Here is a 15,378-nt window from a genome sequence, read left to right as displayed (position 1 = left end):
ATGGGTGACAGGCTATTCGTTCAACTTAGTAAATCTGCTCTGAGGATCCCGACATGATCACCTTTCATCAACTTGCTGCCACCAGTCTGGATGGTCAGCTTATCTCTCTGGCTGACTATGCTGGCAAGCTGGTTCTGGTGGTGAATACCGCCAGCCATTGTGGTTTCACACCACAATACGCAGGTCTGGAAGCGCTCTACAAGAAGTACGCTGCCCAGGGGCTTGTGGTGCTAGGTTTTCCCTGCAACCAGTTTGGTAAGCAGGAACCCGGCGGCACCGACGCAATCGCCCAGACCTGTCATATAAACTATGGGGTGAGCTTTCCGATGTTTGAGAAAGTAGAGGTCAACGGCGCCGCGGCGCACCCGGTGTTTCGTTATCTTAAGAACGCATTGCCCGGCGTGCTGGGTGGACGGATCAAGTGGAACTTCACTAAGTTTCTGATCGGACGTGACGGCAAACCACTCAGGCGATTTGCACCGTTCACCACGCCAGAGAAAATGGAAGCCGTCATTCTTGCTGCACTTGAACGGTAAGTTTTCCTGTAACCAGCACCGTACCCGTATGGTTAACGTCCTGTTGCCACTGCGGGTTCAACGGGCCGATGTCACCTCTCTGCTGCTGATCCCGGATATAATATATTGACAACAAGTTACCGATATGAAAACTTATTGTCAATAAAGGGGGTTCTATGGCACACACTAAAGCTGACCAACTGACTCAGGTCATTCTCAATGTTTTCCGGCTTAATGGCGTCCTGACGGAGTGGGGTGACAGGTTTGTTCTGCCTGCGGGGCTGACCAGTACCCGCTGGCGGATGCTTGGTGCGGTGGTTCTGGCACAACGGCCCGTCACCGCGCCTCACATTGCATTAACGATGGGGGTAACCCGTCAGGGGGCACAGAAGCAGCTGAATCTGCTGGTTGAGTCCGGCCTGATGAAAACGCAGGCTAATCCCATGCATAAACGATCGCCTCTTTATGCCCTGACGGCGCAAGGCCAGTCGGTTTATGACACCGTTAATGTACGCTGGCAGCATCAGGCAACAGAAATGGCGGCCGGATTCGGCACGGCTGAGTTGGAAACGGCATTCCATGTGCTGAAGAAACTGTCAGATATTCACGAAAAATCTCTGGTGGAGCACAAATGATGAAGCGTCAGATCCATGCTACTGCGTCGGTGCTTGCAGCCCTTTTTCTGGCCACGTTCTGGACTTCGACGCTGGTCACCGAACTGTTCCTGTCGGCCGCTGCGGTGACAGAAGTGAAACAGCTCATCGCCTACGCCCTGATGGTGTTCGTACCTCTGATGGGGATCACTGCGGGAACCGGGTTTTCTATGGGAGGGAAGGGGCGCCATCCGCTTTTGGTTTCCAAACGCCGCCGGATGCCATTCATCGGTCTTAACGGGCTGTTGATTCTTGTGCCTTCAGCCCTGTTTTTGGCACTGCGTGCAAAAGCGGGTCTGTTTGACGACGTCTTTTACAGCGTCCAGGCGCTTGAGCTCATCGCTGGCGCACTAAATCTGACCTTGATCGGATTAAACATACGCGATGGCTTTAAGCTCAGCGGCCTTCGCCACACGGGTCAAACGCTTTCTCAGCGTAAATCGATCACCTAAGGAGTCCCTGTGCGTGCTGCTGTTGTTTCACGTTTTGATGTTCCCCCCTCGTATGGCGACTTTCCTGAACCGGTAGCCGGTGAAGGTGAAAGGGTGCTGCGCGTGCTGGCCGCCCCGCTGAGTCCTGTTGTGAAAAGCCTCGCCGCCGGGAGACACTATTCGGGCACCCGTGACGTAAATTTCGTGCCGGGTATTGACGGTGTGGGGATGACTCCGGACGGCAAACGGGTCTACTTTCTGTTTCCCAAACCCCCGTTTGGCTCAATGGCCGCGCAGGTCCTGGTGTCGGCTGATTTAACCGTGCCGGTACCGGCGGGTGTCGGTGATGCACGGGCAGCTGCGGTGGTGACGGCGGGGCTTTCCTCCTGGGTCGCACTGACGCAGAGGGCAAAATTTATACGCGGTGAATCGGTACTCATCAATGGTGCTACCGGATCTGCAGGCGGACTGGCCGTGCAGATAGCAGTCTGGCTTGGTGCGGGCAGGATCATCGCCACCGGACGCAACCGGGAGAAGCTGGCACAGTTGCCGCCGGATGTTGAAAAAATCATGCTGGATGATTCTGCAGACGAGGCGCTGAAGCAGGCTTTTTCAGGGCAGGTTAACGTTGTTCTGGATTATCTCTGGGGAGAGCCGGCAAGCCGGATTATCAGACAGGCCACGGCGGATCGCGGTTCACGGCTTGGAGAGCCACGCCTGCGGTTCGTGCAGCTGGGTTCTGTTGCCGGGGAAACCATTAGCGTCTCTGCCGCGTCGCTCCGTAGCTCAGGTCTTGAAATTTTGGGCAGCGGCATCGGCAGTCTTTCCGTTTATGAGCTGATAGCCGGTGCAGGTCAGCTGCTGGCTGCGATCCCGGAAGGGGGCTTTGATACGCCGGTAACAACCTGCGCACTCTCAGATGTCAGTCAGATTTGGAATGAGGATACGGGGGAGGAGAGGGTAGTGCTGATCCCCTGACGTTTCAGGGCAGGAAAGAGCTATGTTTGTTCTGCAAACGAGCCGGTGATAAATCGTTAAAACCCGATGGCAGCCTCTCAGACTGCCATCGCTTTATTACCAGTTCTGTCGGGTGGGTGAAATAATCAGGTCATTGACCGTCACGTTTTGCGGCTGATTTAGCGCATACACCACAGCACTGGCCACATCCTGCGGGCTGATAGCAATTTTAGTCAGTTCCTGAGCGATCTTGCGGCCTTCAGGATCGCTTACCTTATCCGCCCAGCCCGTATTAATGACACCCGGGCTGATGGTGTTCACGCGAATACCTTTATTCACGCCTAAATCTTTGCGCATCGACTCGGTCATCGCATGCACAAAAAACTTGGTCGCGCTGTAAACGCCCGCGCCTGCATCCACCTGATGGCCCGCCACGGACGCCATATTCAGGATTTGTCCGTCTTTTTTCTCCAGCATTCCGGGAAGCACGGCCGCAATGGCGTTCAGATAACCCTTAATGTTGACGTCCACCATTTTATTCCAGTCTTCCCACACTACATCGCTCCAGCTGGAGAAAAGCATCAGGCCGGCATTGTTGATCAGGATATCGACCGAACCGAAGGTCTCAGTGGTGTATTTTGCCAGCGCTTGTGTGTCTTCCAGACGAGTTACGTCGGTCACCAGGCCAACTGCCTCACCGCCTTCTGCTTTGATGCTCTTCACTAACCTGTCGAGGCCGTCCTGATCCAGCGCCGCCGCCACGATATTCACGCCGTGCCGTGCAAGTTCCAGAGCGGTTGCTGCGCCAATGCCCGATGACGCGCCGGTAATAACAGCCGTTTTTTCCTGCAGGTGATTCATTTTATTGTCCTTCTTTATCAGGTACAGGAGGCGGGGGGAACCCCGCCCGTGTGATATATCAGTAATGGCCTTCCGGCCAGTCGGTGTAGCCTTTCGCCCCGCCGCCGTAATACGCCTCTTTCGGCGCAATCGTCAGTCCGGCACCGTAACGCAGACGTTTCACCAGGTCCGGGTTGGAGATAAACAGGCGACCAAAGGCAACGGCATCAATAATCCCGGCGTTCCGGCGGCTGATGGCCATCTCAAGGTCATAGTTGTTGTTGCCGATAAACGGCCCGTCGAACTGCGCGCTTAGCGCATCCATATCCACACCGGCAGGCACGTCGCGGGAAGTGGCCGTCGCCCCCTCAACAAAGTGCAGGTACGCCAGGTTAAACCGGTTCAGTTGCTGAATGAGGTAACCGTACATCGCCATGACGTTGCTGTCCGGCGGGGTATTACCGGCATCCGGGGTCACCGGCGAGAGGCGAATGCCCACTCTGTCATTGCCCCAGATGCCGACGATGGCTTCTGTCACTTCAATCGTGAGGCGGGCCCGGTTTTCAATTGAGCCGCCATAGGCGTCAGTGCGGTGATTGGTGGAGTCACGCAGGAACTGATCGAGCAGATAGCTGTTTGCTGAGTGCACTTCCACGCCATCAAAGCCGGCACGCAGGGCGTTTTCAGCCGCACGTTTGTACTGCGCAATGATGCCGGGGATTTCCTCTGTTTCGAGCGCACGCGGGGTGGAAACCGGCACGAAACCGTTGACGGTATAGGTCTGTCCCTCGGCTTTGATTGCGGAAGGTGCCACCGGGCGTTCTCCGTTGGGCTGCAGCTCAACGCTTGAAAAACGGCCCACGTGCCAGAGCTGGCAGACGATTTTTCCGCCCTCAGCGTGGACGGCGTCAGTGACTTTTTTCCAGCCAGTCACCTGCTCTTCGCTCCAGATCCCCGGGGTAGCCGCATAGCCGCGGCCCTGCGCTGAGATGTTGGTGGCTTCTGAAATAATCAGGCCCGCACCGGCGCGCTGTGCGTAATAGGTGGCATGCAGTTCATCAGGCACGCCGTCCTCACCGTAACGGCTGCGGGTCACCGGGGCCATCACAATGCGGTTAGCCAGCTGAAGCGTCCCCATCGTAACAGGGGAAAATAAATCGGTACGGATACTGTTGTCAGTCATAAACACTCCAAAATAGTTGACCGGTCGTCTAGTAATAAGATAAAAAAAACGGCTACCCGAGCAGCCGCAGAGTGGCGTTCAGCGCTTTGCCAAATGCCTTATCAGGATCATGAATTTTTGCCATCAGGGAGGCGCCCAGCCAGAGTTGATAGAGTTCTTCAGCAAGCTCCCCGGCATCCGCAACCGCCGGAAGAGAGCGGTCTTGCTGACCCTCACGGATACACTGAGCAATTTTCTGCACGATATCCTGTGTCCCTTTTGCCAGCACGTATCGCATGCTGTCGTACTGATCGCAGACTTCTGCGCCCAGCTTGACGACGAGGCATTTACTTTCAGGCAGGTCTGCGCCCTGGGTCGTTTTCCAGAAAGTGAAGTAGCGCAGCAAGCGCTCACGGGCTGGCCCGCTGCCATTTAGCTGAATGTCTACCTCACTCAGATAGTGGCTGAAATAGTGCTCCAGCAGCGCTTCGGCAAACTCTTCTTTAGACTTAAAGTAATAATAAAACGAGCCTTTAGGGATGCCGGCGGCCTGCACAATCTCAGCAATCCCGACGGCGCTGTAACCTTTGTGCGTAATAATTGCCCTTGCTACATCAATAATGTGCTGGCGTATGTCTGTCGTGTGTTTTTTCATAGTCCGGGTACTCTAGTGAAAAACTGACCGGTCGTCTATTTTTTTGAGTGACATTTCGTGCGTTCAGGTTTTGCGCAATAGGGGCCGCCTGATAATGTCCTGTCGACACGGTCGAAGCTGCGCGGTCTCTCTTCACGTTCTTCAGGGTTGCGTGGCATTCGCGATTTTCATGCGTGGGTTTAATGATTGTCTTGACGGATTGCATAGTGATCACTATACAATGGTGGCATTACTTAGTGAGTACTACGTAATTAGGCGGATAATGACGAATCTTTTCTCTTCGTCTTTATCTTCAGGCTGTAGCGGGCATCTGAACGGATACCCGATTTACGATAACGGAGACAAAAAATGAGCGACACAACCTACGTGCAGGACTATAACGCCATCGTGAACGTGCTTAATCAGTACAACGAAGGCGGTAAGCAGGCGAAGAGTGAACTGATGAAGCCCGCGTTCAGCGATAAAGCGACTATTTTCGGTGTTGACGGGGACGGCAATCTCAGCGGAGGCCCGATTCAGGGACTGTTTGACACCATCGACACCGCCTTCCGTCCTTCACCGGAGGCTAAAGCGGCCATTGTACGTGTGGATATCGTAGGTACCGCTGCCAGTGCCCGCATCGACACTGACGACATTTCAGGCTTTCGCTTCACTGACTTTTTCAATCTTCTGAAGGTGAACGGTCGCTGGATCGTGGTCAGTAAGATTTACCATACCCACGTCATGCCCGAATAACGGCCCGGCCCGCGAGCTGATGCAGCGTGCATTTTTTTCATGCTACAAAAGAGCAAAGAGGGCCCAGTAAAATATCAAATCGGTACCCACTGTCGTTGACCGTCTGTCAGGGCAACGGCTGAGAGCGGGTGACGCGTGTCATTATCCTCACATGAGGGCACAACATCGCGTCATCCTGCCTCTGCGTCTAAGGGAATAAGCTGCTGATGACGCATCCATCGCGTGATTTAGTGTGCGCAAAGCAAACCTGTCGTCGATGAGACCCGGCTGGTGCTGAGTAGCTGGGCGAGATGCCTGAACAGCCGGGCGGGGTGCTGCGGGGTTCACTGTCTGTCGATTTCGCGATCCGCATAGGCGAACTGGCAGACTGATGGAAGCCTGAAATGGGTGACAGGATATTTTAGCCGCCGCACGGTACAGCAATGATCACCCTCAACGAGCAGACACAGGATTGACCGCAATAACGCTTCCTCTGGTCATTTAACCGTCCAGAAAACAGAATTATATCAAATCAACTTTATGCGTAGATCGCCTTGAGTCAATGCAGTCGAGGCCTTACGCTCGGGTCAATCATCCTGCAGACCCGCGTCATGCTGAACTGAGCAATCCCTCTGTTTTCAGTTAAGAGAGGCCTTTTCACGCATAAGTTTGGGATCGCCGTTGGATATTTGCTTGTAAGCTAATATCGATGAAATAGAAGCTAACAAACAGCATAAAAATGCAAAGATGAAAACGGCGGGATATCCAAATAGCGAAACGATCCCACCCCCTGCCAGACCTGCAACCAATAGTCCTATATCAAAGCAAGACTCATAGGTACTCAGCGCCAGACCAATATTCTCATCTGGCATACTTTTTAATGCCGGAAGGGCAAGCAAAGGATAAATCATTGAAAGACCGAATCCTGTCAGGAACGAGCCCATCATGGCTACGTACGGATGAGACGAAAAAGCAATTAATAGCAATCCGCTGGCTTCAATAGCTATTGAAAATAGTGTTAATTTTAAACCTGAGCTATCCGCTTTCCAACCCAGTGTCAGCCTTGAAACAACATATCCCATGCCAAATAAGGACAAGGCTAAAGCTGCCTGTCCTCCCCAGTTATTCTGATTAAAATACAGGACCAGAAACGTCGTAATAGTGGCATAACCTATATTAGCCAGTGAAAAGCCCGACCCTGCTTTCCATATTCTGTGGATCGCATAGGAAAGTTTCGCTTTGTTTTTTTCTGGATGAATAGCAACAGGTTTAACGATAGCTACCAGCAAAAAACCCAGCGCAGGGAGAACAGCCATAGCAGTAGCAGAGATGATAATTCCGGAATGATAATATGACCATGTTCCCGCGTAATTACCTAACGCTAAACCCAGGAACATGGCAATTCCCACCCAGGACATAATTTTCCCGGCATGCTCTCGGCCGACGAGTCCAATAGGCCATGTACCACTGCAAGTAAAAATTAAACTCTCGCCAATGCCCATCAACACTCGCGAAAAGATAATGACGGAGTATGCCACTATAGCGGAGTCGATAAAACTGAAAGAAAATAAACAAAAGAGTCCCGCGAGCAAAGTGAGTGACAGTCCCAATACCATACCTTTTTGTGGGCCATGATTGTCAGAATATCTTCCTGCGGCTGCTCGTGAAAATAAGGTGGACAATGATTCAGCGGCGACAACAAGCCCAACATAAAAAGCTGAATAGCCCAGGGATTCGCTAATATACAAAGGTAATGTCGCTAAGGATAACCCAAGCGTTGTTATGGCGATAAAAAGGATGCTCGCAACGCAGCTTGCAGCAAAAATATTATTTTTTATCTTATACATAGATATCCTCCTCATAAATGACCTTATCACCGTCAAGCGTTATTCGCCCTTCAATAAATGCACGAACTGCACGATAGATCATCTTTTTCTCTGCCAGTAAAATAGCTTCTTTCAGCGCGTTTTCAGTCATGCCGTTTGCGATCCTTACGGGTTCCTGATCTATAATAGGCCCTGCATCAACCTCATCATTTATGAAGTGCAATGTTGCCCCTGAAATTTTCACACCTTGGGTAATTGCCCTTAATTGAGCTTTATCCCCAGGGAACGCAGGGAGTATTGACGGATGTGTATTCATTGTTTTATGGCCGAACAGGTGAACAAAGCTGGATGAGAAAATCCGCCTGAACCCGCCTAAGATGACCAAATCAACGTTAATTTCATTTAGATAGGTGGCTATTTTTTTCTCAAAAGAGTCTCTGTCCTCATAGTCCTGATGATTTACTTTTATGACTGAAATCCCGGAAAAAGCAGGGTTTTTGCCGGCTTCAAAATCACGGTTATTGGTCAGAACAAGGCTCAACTGTGCAGGTTCGCAAGCATCGGCAACAGCATCTTGCACTGCTGTTATTAAGGTGCCACGACCTGAAAATAAGAAAGCAACTTTTTTCATACGTTAATCATCTCTCTCATGGCAGAATACTGACTATCATTATCAAGTAATGTTGAATCTAAGAGTTTTTTACCATCGATAATGGTTTTTCCATTAATCATAACCTTGCAGGGTGATTCCTGATTTAACATTTTCAATATTGATACAGGGGTATTTATATATCCTGTATCTATTGATTTCTTATCATAGAATATTAGGTCAGCTTTAAATCCCCTTTCTATCCTACCGGTTTGAGAGAGCCCTAACGAATGTGCGCCACCTTCGGTAAGTGATTTTAAAATATAAGTAGCGCTGACCTTTTTAGCAAAGTTGTTGTCGCCATGATGATAAAGGGACATAAGCGCATCAAAAGTTATATCATTGACTGGATTCACCATTGCGGCATCAGTCCCTAATCCAACCGTCATTGATGAGAGATCTTTCAATGGTAGTGTTCCAGCACCAACAAAACTATTGCTGACGGGGCAATGAATGATATTACAACCACCAAGGAGGAGTAAGTTTTTATCCTTTTCTGATAAATGGCAGCTATGAATAAGCGTCGTGTGATTATCTAATATGTTGAGTTTCGCCAGTCGTTCTATACCACTCATGCCATATACTTTATGATGTGAGATGACTTGATGCTCACCTTCGTGCATGTGAACAAAAAATTTAGTATTAAATTGTTTGGCGATATGATGTAATTTTATCATCAGATCATTATCAGCAGATAATTCAGATGCCGTCGCCGGGCAAACAACAATAAGATTTGATTTGTATTTTTCCTCTATCTCAAAAAACTGATGAATAACCTCCTCACTACTTTTACTTTCAGGACTTTGACCACTACCTATCCATTGGTTATTCTGACAGTAGTTGACGACGGCACGCACCCCAATTTTTTGAGCAGCCCGGACATCACTCTCAATTCTGCTGGTGAATAAACCAAACGTTGTCACCCCTTTTTGTAAGGCTGACATCATTGACTTCAGCGATGCGACATATTGCCCCTCTGCATCTTCAAGACTGTTATTTTTGTGCACGGAGTCAAGCACAACATCAATCGGTGAACAGTCCAGCATGCCACCATATATCTCTTTACTTGGATGGAGATGGGCATTAATCATTCCAGGTAAAACGATGAAATCACAGGATGGTATGATTATTTCATCATTTTTTTCTGCAATTTTATTATCGAGTTCAGTGATATAACCCGCAGAGACTCGCATATCACCTTTGAATAGACGCATAGAATTGGAATCAAGATAGGTGATGTTTTTAAATAAAATATTTTGATCCATTTTTTAACTCCATCAATTCTTTATATATTACCTGGAATGACGCTTCCCCATCATACTTTAAGGTATTTATTCCCAGTTTCTGACAGGGAAGAACATCATTCATTAAACTATCTCCCACCATGATGGCGTGTTCCGGCTTAAGCTGAAAGTCTTCAAGTATCCTCCCGAAAAAATCAGTGTTCGGCTTACAGTTTGGATGTGCATCACCAAAATAGAATCTATCAAAAAATGGTGATATTTTATTTTTTTCAAGTTTTTTTAGCTGAATTTCTTTCATTCCATTGCTGCAAATGATTAAATGAAAATCAGAATGAAGTTGTTGTAATAGAGAAATCCAGTCATGTGTTAAATGACAATTAGATATGTAATTTTCCCAAAAGATCTCTTTAAAGGCTATCTTATGATGCCTCCTGATTTCAAACCAATCAAATACATAATCAAACCTTTTTTTCATTATATCGGCTATCGCTATCTTGCCGATTTCAAATTGAGACCATAGCGTATGGTTACGCTTCTCGTAGCCATTAAGGAATATGCTAAAATCATATTCCTCATCGATATAATTAAGCTGAACTAATTGTTGCTTTAACGCAGACATCGCTTCCCTGGCCCCGGTGCGGTGATCCAGAAGAGTGTCATCAATGTCAAAAATTATCAGCTTGACCATATTGCTCCCCTCTTTGTACAACAAGAGAACCAAATGCGCATTTCAGTGCAGTCTCAAACTCTTGAACTCGTGTATAAAGACCGCGAGTCAGTACTCCGTTCGTGCCCATCTTTTTCAAATCATCATCACTGTACTGTGGATATAAATCCAGAACCAGGTCTGACAGTTTTACGCTTTTTAAGAGTTTCGAGGTAATATCAGAAGGAAGCATCACTTTCCCGCTGCAGCCATAATGATATTTTTTTGCCGCTGTCTCTTTTATAACGGCCCATCCATAAACAAAAGCACCAAATTTACTTTTATTAACAAGGCCTTCAAGGGCTATGATATAATCAGCATGTATTGAGGATATTTCTTTTTCTAACTTTTCAATGCGGTTATGGCATCCTTTTATTGCTTCATCATCATCTTCAGGTGTTTCACTTATCCCCGATGTGACATTGTAATGATATAGACTGAAATTCGGGAAGAGCTCAGTGCAGACTTTCCTTACAGAAGAAATCTTTGCTTCATTTTCAGAACTGAGTAATATCGTTACACATTTATTGCGCATGCTGATAGACCCATTGAAGAAGATAAGTATTTTTACTTCCGTTTAGAATGTCGGCTAATGTTTCTCGTGCTGACTCAATAGTCGGCATCTCGCTGTGCCTGTCAGACAGGGTGCTTTCAGCCACGATGTTAGCTTTAGATAACGATTTGTCATAAATTTGCGTAAAAGTCGTTTTCATAACCGTATTGCCTAACATGAGGTTTGGAATGCCACTTTCAGTCAAATCTTTCCACATTAATTCATGCAGGAAGGAAAAGAACCCCATGTCATAAGGAAGCCCTGTAATCACATCAGTGCTTCTTGACATAACCTCGCAAAATAGATGATTGTCTTTGATATAAAATTGTATCCCTACCGTACACGGAAAATCTTTAGTCTCAGATTTATGATAATTTTGGTTTATATTGATTATCGCTCTTCTCGAATCATTGTTGTTTATTAATACAGTTTTAACCCAGTTATACTGGTTGCCATAATTTTCAACCGGTTCATAGAAAACGTAATATCCATAATTTGAATTTACATTCCCATCTTCATCAGTGAGCGTCATCCAGAATTTTGATGCTTTTGCCAGTCCTTCCTCAGCCTTTAATTTTCCGCTAAAATAGGCTAGCAACTCTCTGGTGAGATACTTTACTGCCCCATCCCTAAGATGATGTAAGCGATTTCGTGGGTTCTTCAGAACATAGTTTACGCCATATGCCTGAAGTGCGCTCCCAGCCCTGGAAGATATTTTTTCTCCAGTCGTAAGAATGTGATACACACCATTTTTAACTAACTCATCGACCGAGTTTCCAATAATTGTAGAAAATTCATCGGTCAACGTCATTTTATGTTCTTCAATAAAAGAAGTCATACTATCTCCTTATATGAAAGTTTTAACAAAGAGTCATGGGTATGGTTATGACAATGAATAATGCGCTTAAGAAAAGTTAAGCCCTTTATCTGCATCATCTATATTAACGATTGTTCAATTCTTATTAAAATACTGTATAATCCTTTTCCAACTTTGGTTCTCCCAGGTGAGAATTTCACTGTTGGCACGCTCTTTCACTTGTTGAGAAAGTACCCGGCTAACAAACAGAGAAATGGATCATGGGAACCCCTATCTGGAACAGACATGTTTTTATCAATGACCATGTTAAATAATTTAAGATGACAGTATTTATCACTTCCACGTGATGAAACAGGTGCAGTGAATACCTTATTTCCTGTTATGCTCGCAATAATTGCATTAACATAATAATTTTTTTATGTTGTTGGAAATACACTTCTGTGAATATGAATTACAATTTTTGCATATTCAAATCAATACTCCTCTCATTAATCAATTTAAGTTGAAGAATAAATTCAACGTAATGATTTGTAAATCCCTCTTTTGAAACTTATACTAAAGACAAAATGTCTTTAATGCGCGTAAGGTGGTCTATGGAAAGCCTTAAAGGGATGACTGCGTTTGTTGCTGCTGCTGAACTTCTCAGTTATCCCAGTGCGGGACGGGTCCTGGGGGTCTCTTCCTCTGCCATTGCCAAAAGCATAGCCAGGCTTGAGAATGAATTAGGGGTCAGACTTTTTCACAGAACAACCCGGAGTATTGGGCTGACAGAAGAAGGGGCGGTCTTTTACGACCGTTGCAAGCATATTCTTGATGATATATACGACGCACAAGCCATGATTTCGTCTACCAGGTCGCGCCCTAAAGGTAGACTTCGTGTAAGCGTACCACAGATTTTCGGCCACAGTCTGCTGATGCCATTGTTGCCTGGCTTCCTTAAAGAGTATCCAGAAATCGAACTTGATATCGATTTCGAGGACCGTGTTATTGATATCATTGGCGAAGGAATAGATGTTGCTGTCAGAAGTGGTGAGCTCAGAGATACACGATTGATTGGTCATCGGCTTGGAGAACAGCATTTTGTTGTTTGTGGTTCTCCTGATTATTTAAAAAAACAGGGCTGCCCGCAAACGCCCAGCGACCTCCTCAGACATAGTTGTATCCATTTTAAATATCCCTCAAATGGTCTTCTTGCCCAATGGTCGTTTTCATCGCCGGATACAAACCTGAATCTCCCCCGTAATCTTATCTTTAACAATACGGATGCTGGACTGCGTGCTGCGATTGATGGTCTGGGTCTTGCTCATTTGCCTGTATATGTATCTGAACCCGCGATTAAAAATAAGTTACTCCAACCCATACTTACCGAATTCATGGTACCACTTGGTTCATTATCTCTTATCTGGCCATCTAACCGACATCTGTCCCCCAAAGTCCGGGCTTTTGTCGATTTCGTCATTAATGCCGTGCGTTCCAATCCGTCAATTTTAGAGCCAAAATGGCTTTAACACATACCAGGCGCTGTATCTTCGCCACACAGCAGCGGGTGGTCTTTGGGGGTGTTCACAGATACCGGGTGGTCACGCCCTAATCGAACTGAAAGACATCAAATCAGACCACCCATTTTGCCCGATGCAGAGGCAATAAAAATGCATCCGGACGATTATTCAGGCTGGCTCGGTGAATCTGAATTGAATAAAGATTCGCCTGGACGCATGAAAACAAAAAGCCCGCTCAGGTTTCCCTGAGCGGGCTTCTCTAAATATGGCTCCTCTGACTGGACTCGAACCAGTGACATACGGATTAACAGTCCGCCGTTCTACCGACTGAACTACAGAGGAATCGTTTGAACGAGGCGCATAGTAATCATCGCGGCAGGGGGTGTCAACGCGAAATATCATCACAGGCAGCCAACTGTCGATGTTTGCACCAATATGCTGATTTCCTCAACATTTTTTCCGTTTTTACGCGGGTTAACCCTGGCCGGTATTGTGCGGTAAACACCGGGAGGGTGGCATAACCCGCCCAGGCGATGCCGTACTTGTGCAGCCATTCCCTTTTCTGCAATCGGTTTCATAGTGCTGTTATCCCCGTCATTTTTGCTCTACTATTTCTGCCGTTCGGGCGGCGCAGAGGTCGGGTCATCGCAGGGCGGCCGGGCTGCGGCTCCGCTAACTATCGGTATCATTTAAGGAAAAGTGGCATGAAAGAAAGGTTTCCGCAGGGCTTTATGTGGGGCGGCGCAACGGCGGCCAATCAGGTTGAAGGGGCTTATGATGTGGATGGCAAGGGCCTGTCGATTGTCGATGCCATTCCGGGCGGCAAGCAGCGCCTGAGCATTGTAGCCGCACCGGAGTTTGACTTCACGCTGGATGAAGCCCGCTACACCTATCCCAACCACAAAGGCATCGACCATTATCACCGCTTCCGCGAAGATATTGCCCTGTTTGCCGGGATGGGTTTCAAATGTTATCGCTTTTCCATTGCCTGGACGCGCATCTATCCGAACGGTATCGAGCAGCAGCCGAACGAGGCGGGCCTCAGTCACTATGCTGAAGTCATTGATACCTGTATCGCCCACGGCATTGAACCGGTGATCACCCTTTCCCACTATGAAATGCCGCTGCATCTGGCGACCGCGTTCGGCGGCTGGAAGAACCGTGAGCTGATTGGTCACTTCGAGCGTTTTGCCCGCACGGTGCTGGAACGGTTTGGCCACAAGGTGAAGTACTGGATGACCTTTAACGAGATCAACAGTGCGGCGCATTTCCCGATGATGAGCCAGGGTCTGACGGTAAAAACCGGTGCGCTGGAAGCGCAGGCGAAATTCCAGGGCTGGCATAACCAGTTTGTCGCCAGCGCGCTGGCGGTGAAAATCGCCCATGACACTGACGCGCAGATCCAGATGGGCTGCATGATCCTGTTTGCCACCAACTACGCTTATGACTGCAATCCGCTGAACCAGCTGGCAGCAATGCAGGAAAACCAGTCGTTCAACTACTACTGTGCTGACGTGCAGGCGGGCGGTAAATATCCGTATTACGCCCGCAAGCTGTGGCAGTCGCTTGGCGTCACGCTGGATATTCAGCCGGGCGACCTCGAGCTGATCAAAGCGCACACCGTCGACTACATCGGTTTCAGCTACTACATGTCTTCCACCACCTGTGCCACTGACCCGGATGCGGCGGCAGCCAGCGGCAACCTGCTGGGCGGGGCGCGTAACCCGTTCCTTGAAGCGAGCGACTGGGGCTGGGAGATCGATCCGGTGGGGCTGCGTATCGCGTTAAACCAGCTGTATGACCGCTATGAAAAACCGCTGTTTATTGTGGAAAACGGTCTGGGCGCGGTGGACAAGCCGGATGCCGACTTCAACATTGCCGATGACTACCGCATTAACTACCTGCGTAAGCACATTGATGCGATGGCAGAAGCGATAGACGACGGCGTGGAGCTGATGGGATATACCCCGTGGGGCTGCATCGATCTGGTCAGCATGTCGACCGGGGAGATGAGTAAACGCTACGGCTTTATCTACGTCGATCTGGATGACAGCATCAGCGGCACCGGTAATCGCTACAAGAAGAAATCCTACCACTGGTATCAGAAGGTGATCGCCAGCAACGGTCAGGACATCAGCTAACACAGACAGAAACGGC

16 protein-coding genes and 1 tRNA gene are annotated in these 15,378 nt (G+C 48.2%); 7 read left to right on the top strand and 10 right to left on the bottom strand.

Features of this window, described 5'->3' with window-relative positions:
• Nucleotides 1–53 precede the first annotated feature (53 nt).
• The 4 genes from EPE01S_RS00405 (at nt 54) to EPE01S_RS00390 (ending at nt 2,577) form a co-directional block, all read left to right on the top strand.
• Nucleotides 54–536 carry a glutathione peroxidase gene (locus tag EPE01S_RS00405; RefSeq protein ID WP_062742601.1) on the top strand — a complete coding sequence of 161 codons (483 nt, stop codon included), beginning with the start codon at nt 54–56 and terminating at the stop codon, nt 534–536.
• A gap of 155 nt (nt 537–691) precedes the next feature.
• The gene (locus tag EPE01S_RS00400) at nt 692–1,150 is read left to right on the top strand and encodes a MarR family winged helix-turn-helix transcriptional regulator (protein ID WP_062742600.1); all 459 of its coding nucleotides are present in this window, start codon (nt 692–694) and stop codon (nt 1,148–1,150) included.
• A complete protein-coding gene (locus tag EPE01S_RS00395) occupies nt 1,147–1,620 on the top strand; it encodes a hypothetical protein (RefSeq protein ID WP_218007812.1) in 474 nt (157 codons plus the stop codon). The genes EPE01S_RS00400 and EPE01S_RS00395 overlap by 4 nt, the downstream gene beginning before the upstream one ends.
• A gap of 9 nt (nt 1,621–1,629) precedes the next feature.
• Nucleotides 1,630–2,577, top strand: a complete 948-nt coding sequence (locus EPE01S_RS00390) for a quinone oxidoreductase family protein (RefSeq protein WP_062742599.1) — start codon at nt 1,630–1,632, stop codon at nt 2,575–2,577.
• Nucleotides 2,578–2,673: 96 nt separating this feature from the next.
• Here the strand turns inward: EPE01S_RS00390 and EPE01S_RS00385 are convergent, their stop codons facing one another.
• From EPE01S_RS00385 to EPE01S_RS00375, 3 genes are read right to left on the bottom strand one after another with little or no spacing between them, the layout of a single operon-like run.
• Nucleotides 2,674–3,417: an SDR family oxidoreductase gene (locus EPE01S_RS00385; protein ID WP_062742598.1), complete on the bottom strand. Its 744-nt coding sequence runs from the start codon at nt 3,415–3,417 to the stop codon at nt 2,674–2,676.
• Between the two features lie 58 nt (nt 3,418–3,475).
• A complete protein-coding gene (locus EPE01S_RS00380; protein WP_062742597.1) occupies nt 3,476–4,579 on the bottom strand; it encodes an alkene reductase in 1,104 nt (367 codons plus the stop codon).
• Nucleotides 4,580–4,631: 52 nt separating this feature from the next.
• On the bottom strand, nt 4,632–5,213 hold the full coding sequence (locus tag EPE01S_RS00375; RefSeq protein ID WP_062742596.1) for a TetR/AcrR family transcriptional regulator: 582 nt from the start codon (nt 5,211–5,213) through the stop codon (nt 4,632–4,634).
• Nucleotides 5,214–5,561: 348 nt separating this feature from the next.
• Between EPE01S_RS00375 and EPE01S_RS00370 the strand changes: the two genes are divergently transcribed.
• Complete coding sequence (locus EPE01S_RS00370; RefSeq protein ID WP_062742595.1) at nt 5,562–5,948, top strand: nuclear transport factor 2 family protein; 387 nt, start codon at nt 5,562–5,564, stop codon at nt 5,946–5,948.
• Between the two features lie 617 nt (nt 5,949–6,565).
• On the opposite strand, the gene EPE01S_RS00365 is transcribed toward EPE01S_RS00370, so the two are convergent.
• From EPE01S_RS00365 to EPE01S_RS00340, 6 genes are read right to left on the bottom strand one after another with little or no spacing between them, the layout of a single operon-like run.
• On the bottom strand, nt 6,566–7,774 hold the full coding sequence (locus tag EPE01S_RS00365; RefSeq protein WP_062742594.1) for an MFS transporter: 1,209 nt from the start codon (nt 7,772–7,774) through the stop codon (nt 6,566–6,568).
• Nucleotides 7,767–8,384: a phosphoribosylglycinamide formyltransferase gene (gene purN, locus EPE01S_RS00360; protein WP_062742593.1), complete on the bottom strand. Its 618-nt coding sequence runs from the start codon at nt 8,382–8,384 to the stop codon at nt 7,767–7,769. The genes EPE01S_RS00365 and purN overlap by 8 nt, the downstream gene beginning before the upstream one ends.
• Entirely contained in the window at nt 8,381–9,667 is a 1,287-nt protein-coding gene (locus EPE01S_RS00355) for an amidohydrolase family protein (protein ID WP_062742592.1), read from the bottom strand. The genes purN and EPE01S_RS00355 overlap by 4 nt, the downstream gene beginning before the upstream one ends.
• On the bottom strand, nt 9,645–10,334 hold the full coding sequence (locus EPE01S_RS00350) for an HAD family hydrolase (RefSeq protein WP_062742591.1): 690 nt from the start codon (nt 10,332–10,334) through the stop codon (nt 9,645–9,647). Before EPE01S_RS00350 ends, EPE01S_RS00355 begins: the two co-directional genes overlap by 23 nt.
• Nucleotides 10,312–10,887 carry an inosine/xanthosine triphosphatase gene (locus EPE01S_RS00345; protein ID WP_062742590.1) on the bottom strand — a complete coding sequence of 192 codons (576 nt, stop codon included), beginning with the start codon at nt 10,885–10,887 and terminating at the stop codon, nt 10,312–10,314. The genes EPE01S_RS00350 and EPE01S_RS00345 overlap by 23 nt, the downstream gene beginning before the upstream one ends.
• Nucleotides 10,877–11,743 (bottom strand): thymidylate synthase, encoded by an 867-nt coding sequence (locus EPE01S_RS00340; RefSeq protein ID WP_062742589.1) that lies wholly within the window; start codon nt 11,741–11,743, stop codon nt 10,877–10,879. Before EPE01S_RS00340 ends, EPE01S_RS00345 begins: the two co-directional genes overlap by 11 nt.
• A gap of 572 nt (nt 11,744–12,315) precedes the next feature.
• On the opposite strand from EPE01S_RS00340, the gene EPE01S_RS22700 reads away from it, so the two are divergent.
• Complete coding sequence (locus EPE01S_RS22700; protein WP_072277370.1) at nt 12,316–13,230, top strand: LysR family transcriptional regulator; 915 nt, start codon at nt 12,316–12,318, stop codon at nt 13,228–13,230.
• A gap of 257 nt (nt 13,231–13,487) precedes the next feature.
• Here the strand turns inward: EPE01S_RS22700 and EPE01S_RS00330 are convergent.
• Nucleotides 13,488–13,563: transfer RNA gene (locus tag EPE01S_RS00330), tRNA-Asn, on the bottom strand.
• Nucleotides 13,564–13,925: 362 nt separating this feature from the next.
• Here EPE01S_RS00330 and EPE01S_RS00325 point away from each other — a divergent pair.
• Nucleotides 13,926–15,362, top strand: a complete 1,437-nt coding sequence (locus tag EPE01S_RS00325; RefSeq protein WP_062742587.1) for a glycoside hydrolase family 1 protein — start codon at nt 13,926–13,928, stop codon at nt 15,360–15,362.
• Nucleotides 15,363–15,378: the final 16 nt, after the last annotated feature.

Origin of the sequence: Erwinia persicina NBRC 102418, assembly GCF_001571305.1 — a bacterium.
GTDB classification, from domain to species: Bacteria; Pseudomonadota; Gammaproteobacteria; order Enterobacterales; family Enterobacteriaceae; genus Erwinia; species Erwinia persicina.
Note: the sequence above shows the minus strand (reverse complement) of the source record. Positions and strands in the feature narration are given on the sequence as shown.

Excerpts from the sequence above, each read along its gene's own strand:
- EPE01S_RS00405 (WP_062742601.1), top strand. The coding sequence starts at position 54 with ATGATCACCTTTCATCAACTTGCTGCCACCAGTCTGGATGGTCAGCTT.
- EPE01S_RS00400 (WP_062742600.1), top strand. The coding sequence starts at position 692 with ATGGCACACACTAAAGCTGACCAACTGACTCAGGTCATTCTCAATGTT.
- EPE01S_RS00395 (WP_218007812.1), top strand. The coding sequence starts at position 1,147 with ATGATGAAGCGTCAGATCCATGCTACTGCGTCGGTGCTTGCAGCCCTT.
- EPE01S_RS00385 (WP_062742598.1), bottom strand. The coding sequence starts at position 3,417 with ATGAATCACCTGCAGGAAAAAACGGCTGTTATTACCGGCGCGTCATCG.
- EPE01S_RS00380 (WP_062742597.1), bottom strand. The coding sequence starts at position 4,579 with ATGACTGACAACAGTATCCGTACCGATTTATTTTCCCCTGTTACGATG.
- EPE01S_RS00375 (WP_062742596.1), bottom strand. The coding sequence starts at position 5,213 with ATGAAAAAACACACGACAGACATACGCCAGCACATTATTGATGTAGCA.
- EPE01S_RS00370 (WP_062742595.1), top strand. The coding sequence starts at position 5,562 with ATGAGCGACACAACCTACGTGCAGGACTATAACGCCATCGTGAACGTG.
- EPE01S_RS00365 (WP_062742594.1), bottom strand. The coding sequence starts at position 7,774 with ATGTATAAGATAAAAAATAATATTTTTGCTGCAAGCTGCGTTGCGAGC.
- purN (WP_062742593.1), bottom strand. The coding sequence starts at position 8,384 with ATGAAAAAAGTTGCTTTCTTATTTTCAGGTCGTGGCACCTTAATAACA.
- EPE01S_RS00355 (WP_062742592.1), bottom strand. The coding sequence starts at position 9,667 with ATGGATCAAAATATTTTATTTAAAAACATCACCTATCTTGATTCCAAT.
- EPE01S_RS00350 (WP_062742591.1), bottom strand. The coding sequence starts at position 10,334 with ATGGTCAAGCTGATAATTTTTGACATTGATGACACTCTTCTGGATCAC.
- EPE01S_RS00345 (WP_062742590.1), bottom strand. The coding sequence starts at position 10,887 with ATGCGCAATAAATGTGTAACGATATTACTCAGTTCTGAAAATGAAGCA.
- EPE01S_RS00340 (WP_062742589.1), bottom strand. The coding sequence starts at position 11,743 with ATGACTTCTTTTATTGAAGAACATAAAATGACGTTGACCGATGAATTT.
- EPE01S_RS22700 (WP_072277370.1), top strand. The coding sequence starts at position 12,316 with ATGGAAAGCCTTAAAGGGATGACTGCGTTTGTTGCTGCTGCTGAACTT.
- EPE01S_RS00325 (WP_062742587.1), top strand. The coding sequence starts at position 13,926 with ATGAAAGAAAGGTTTCCGCAGGGCTTTATGTGGGGCGGCGCAACGGCG.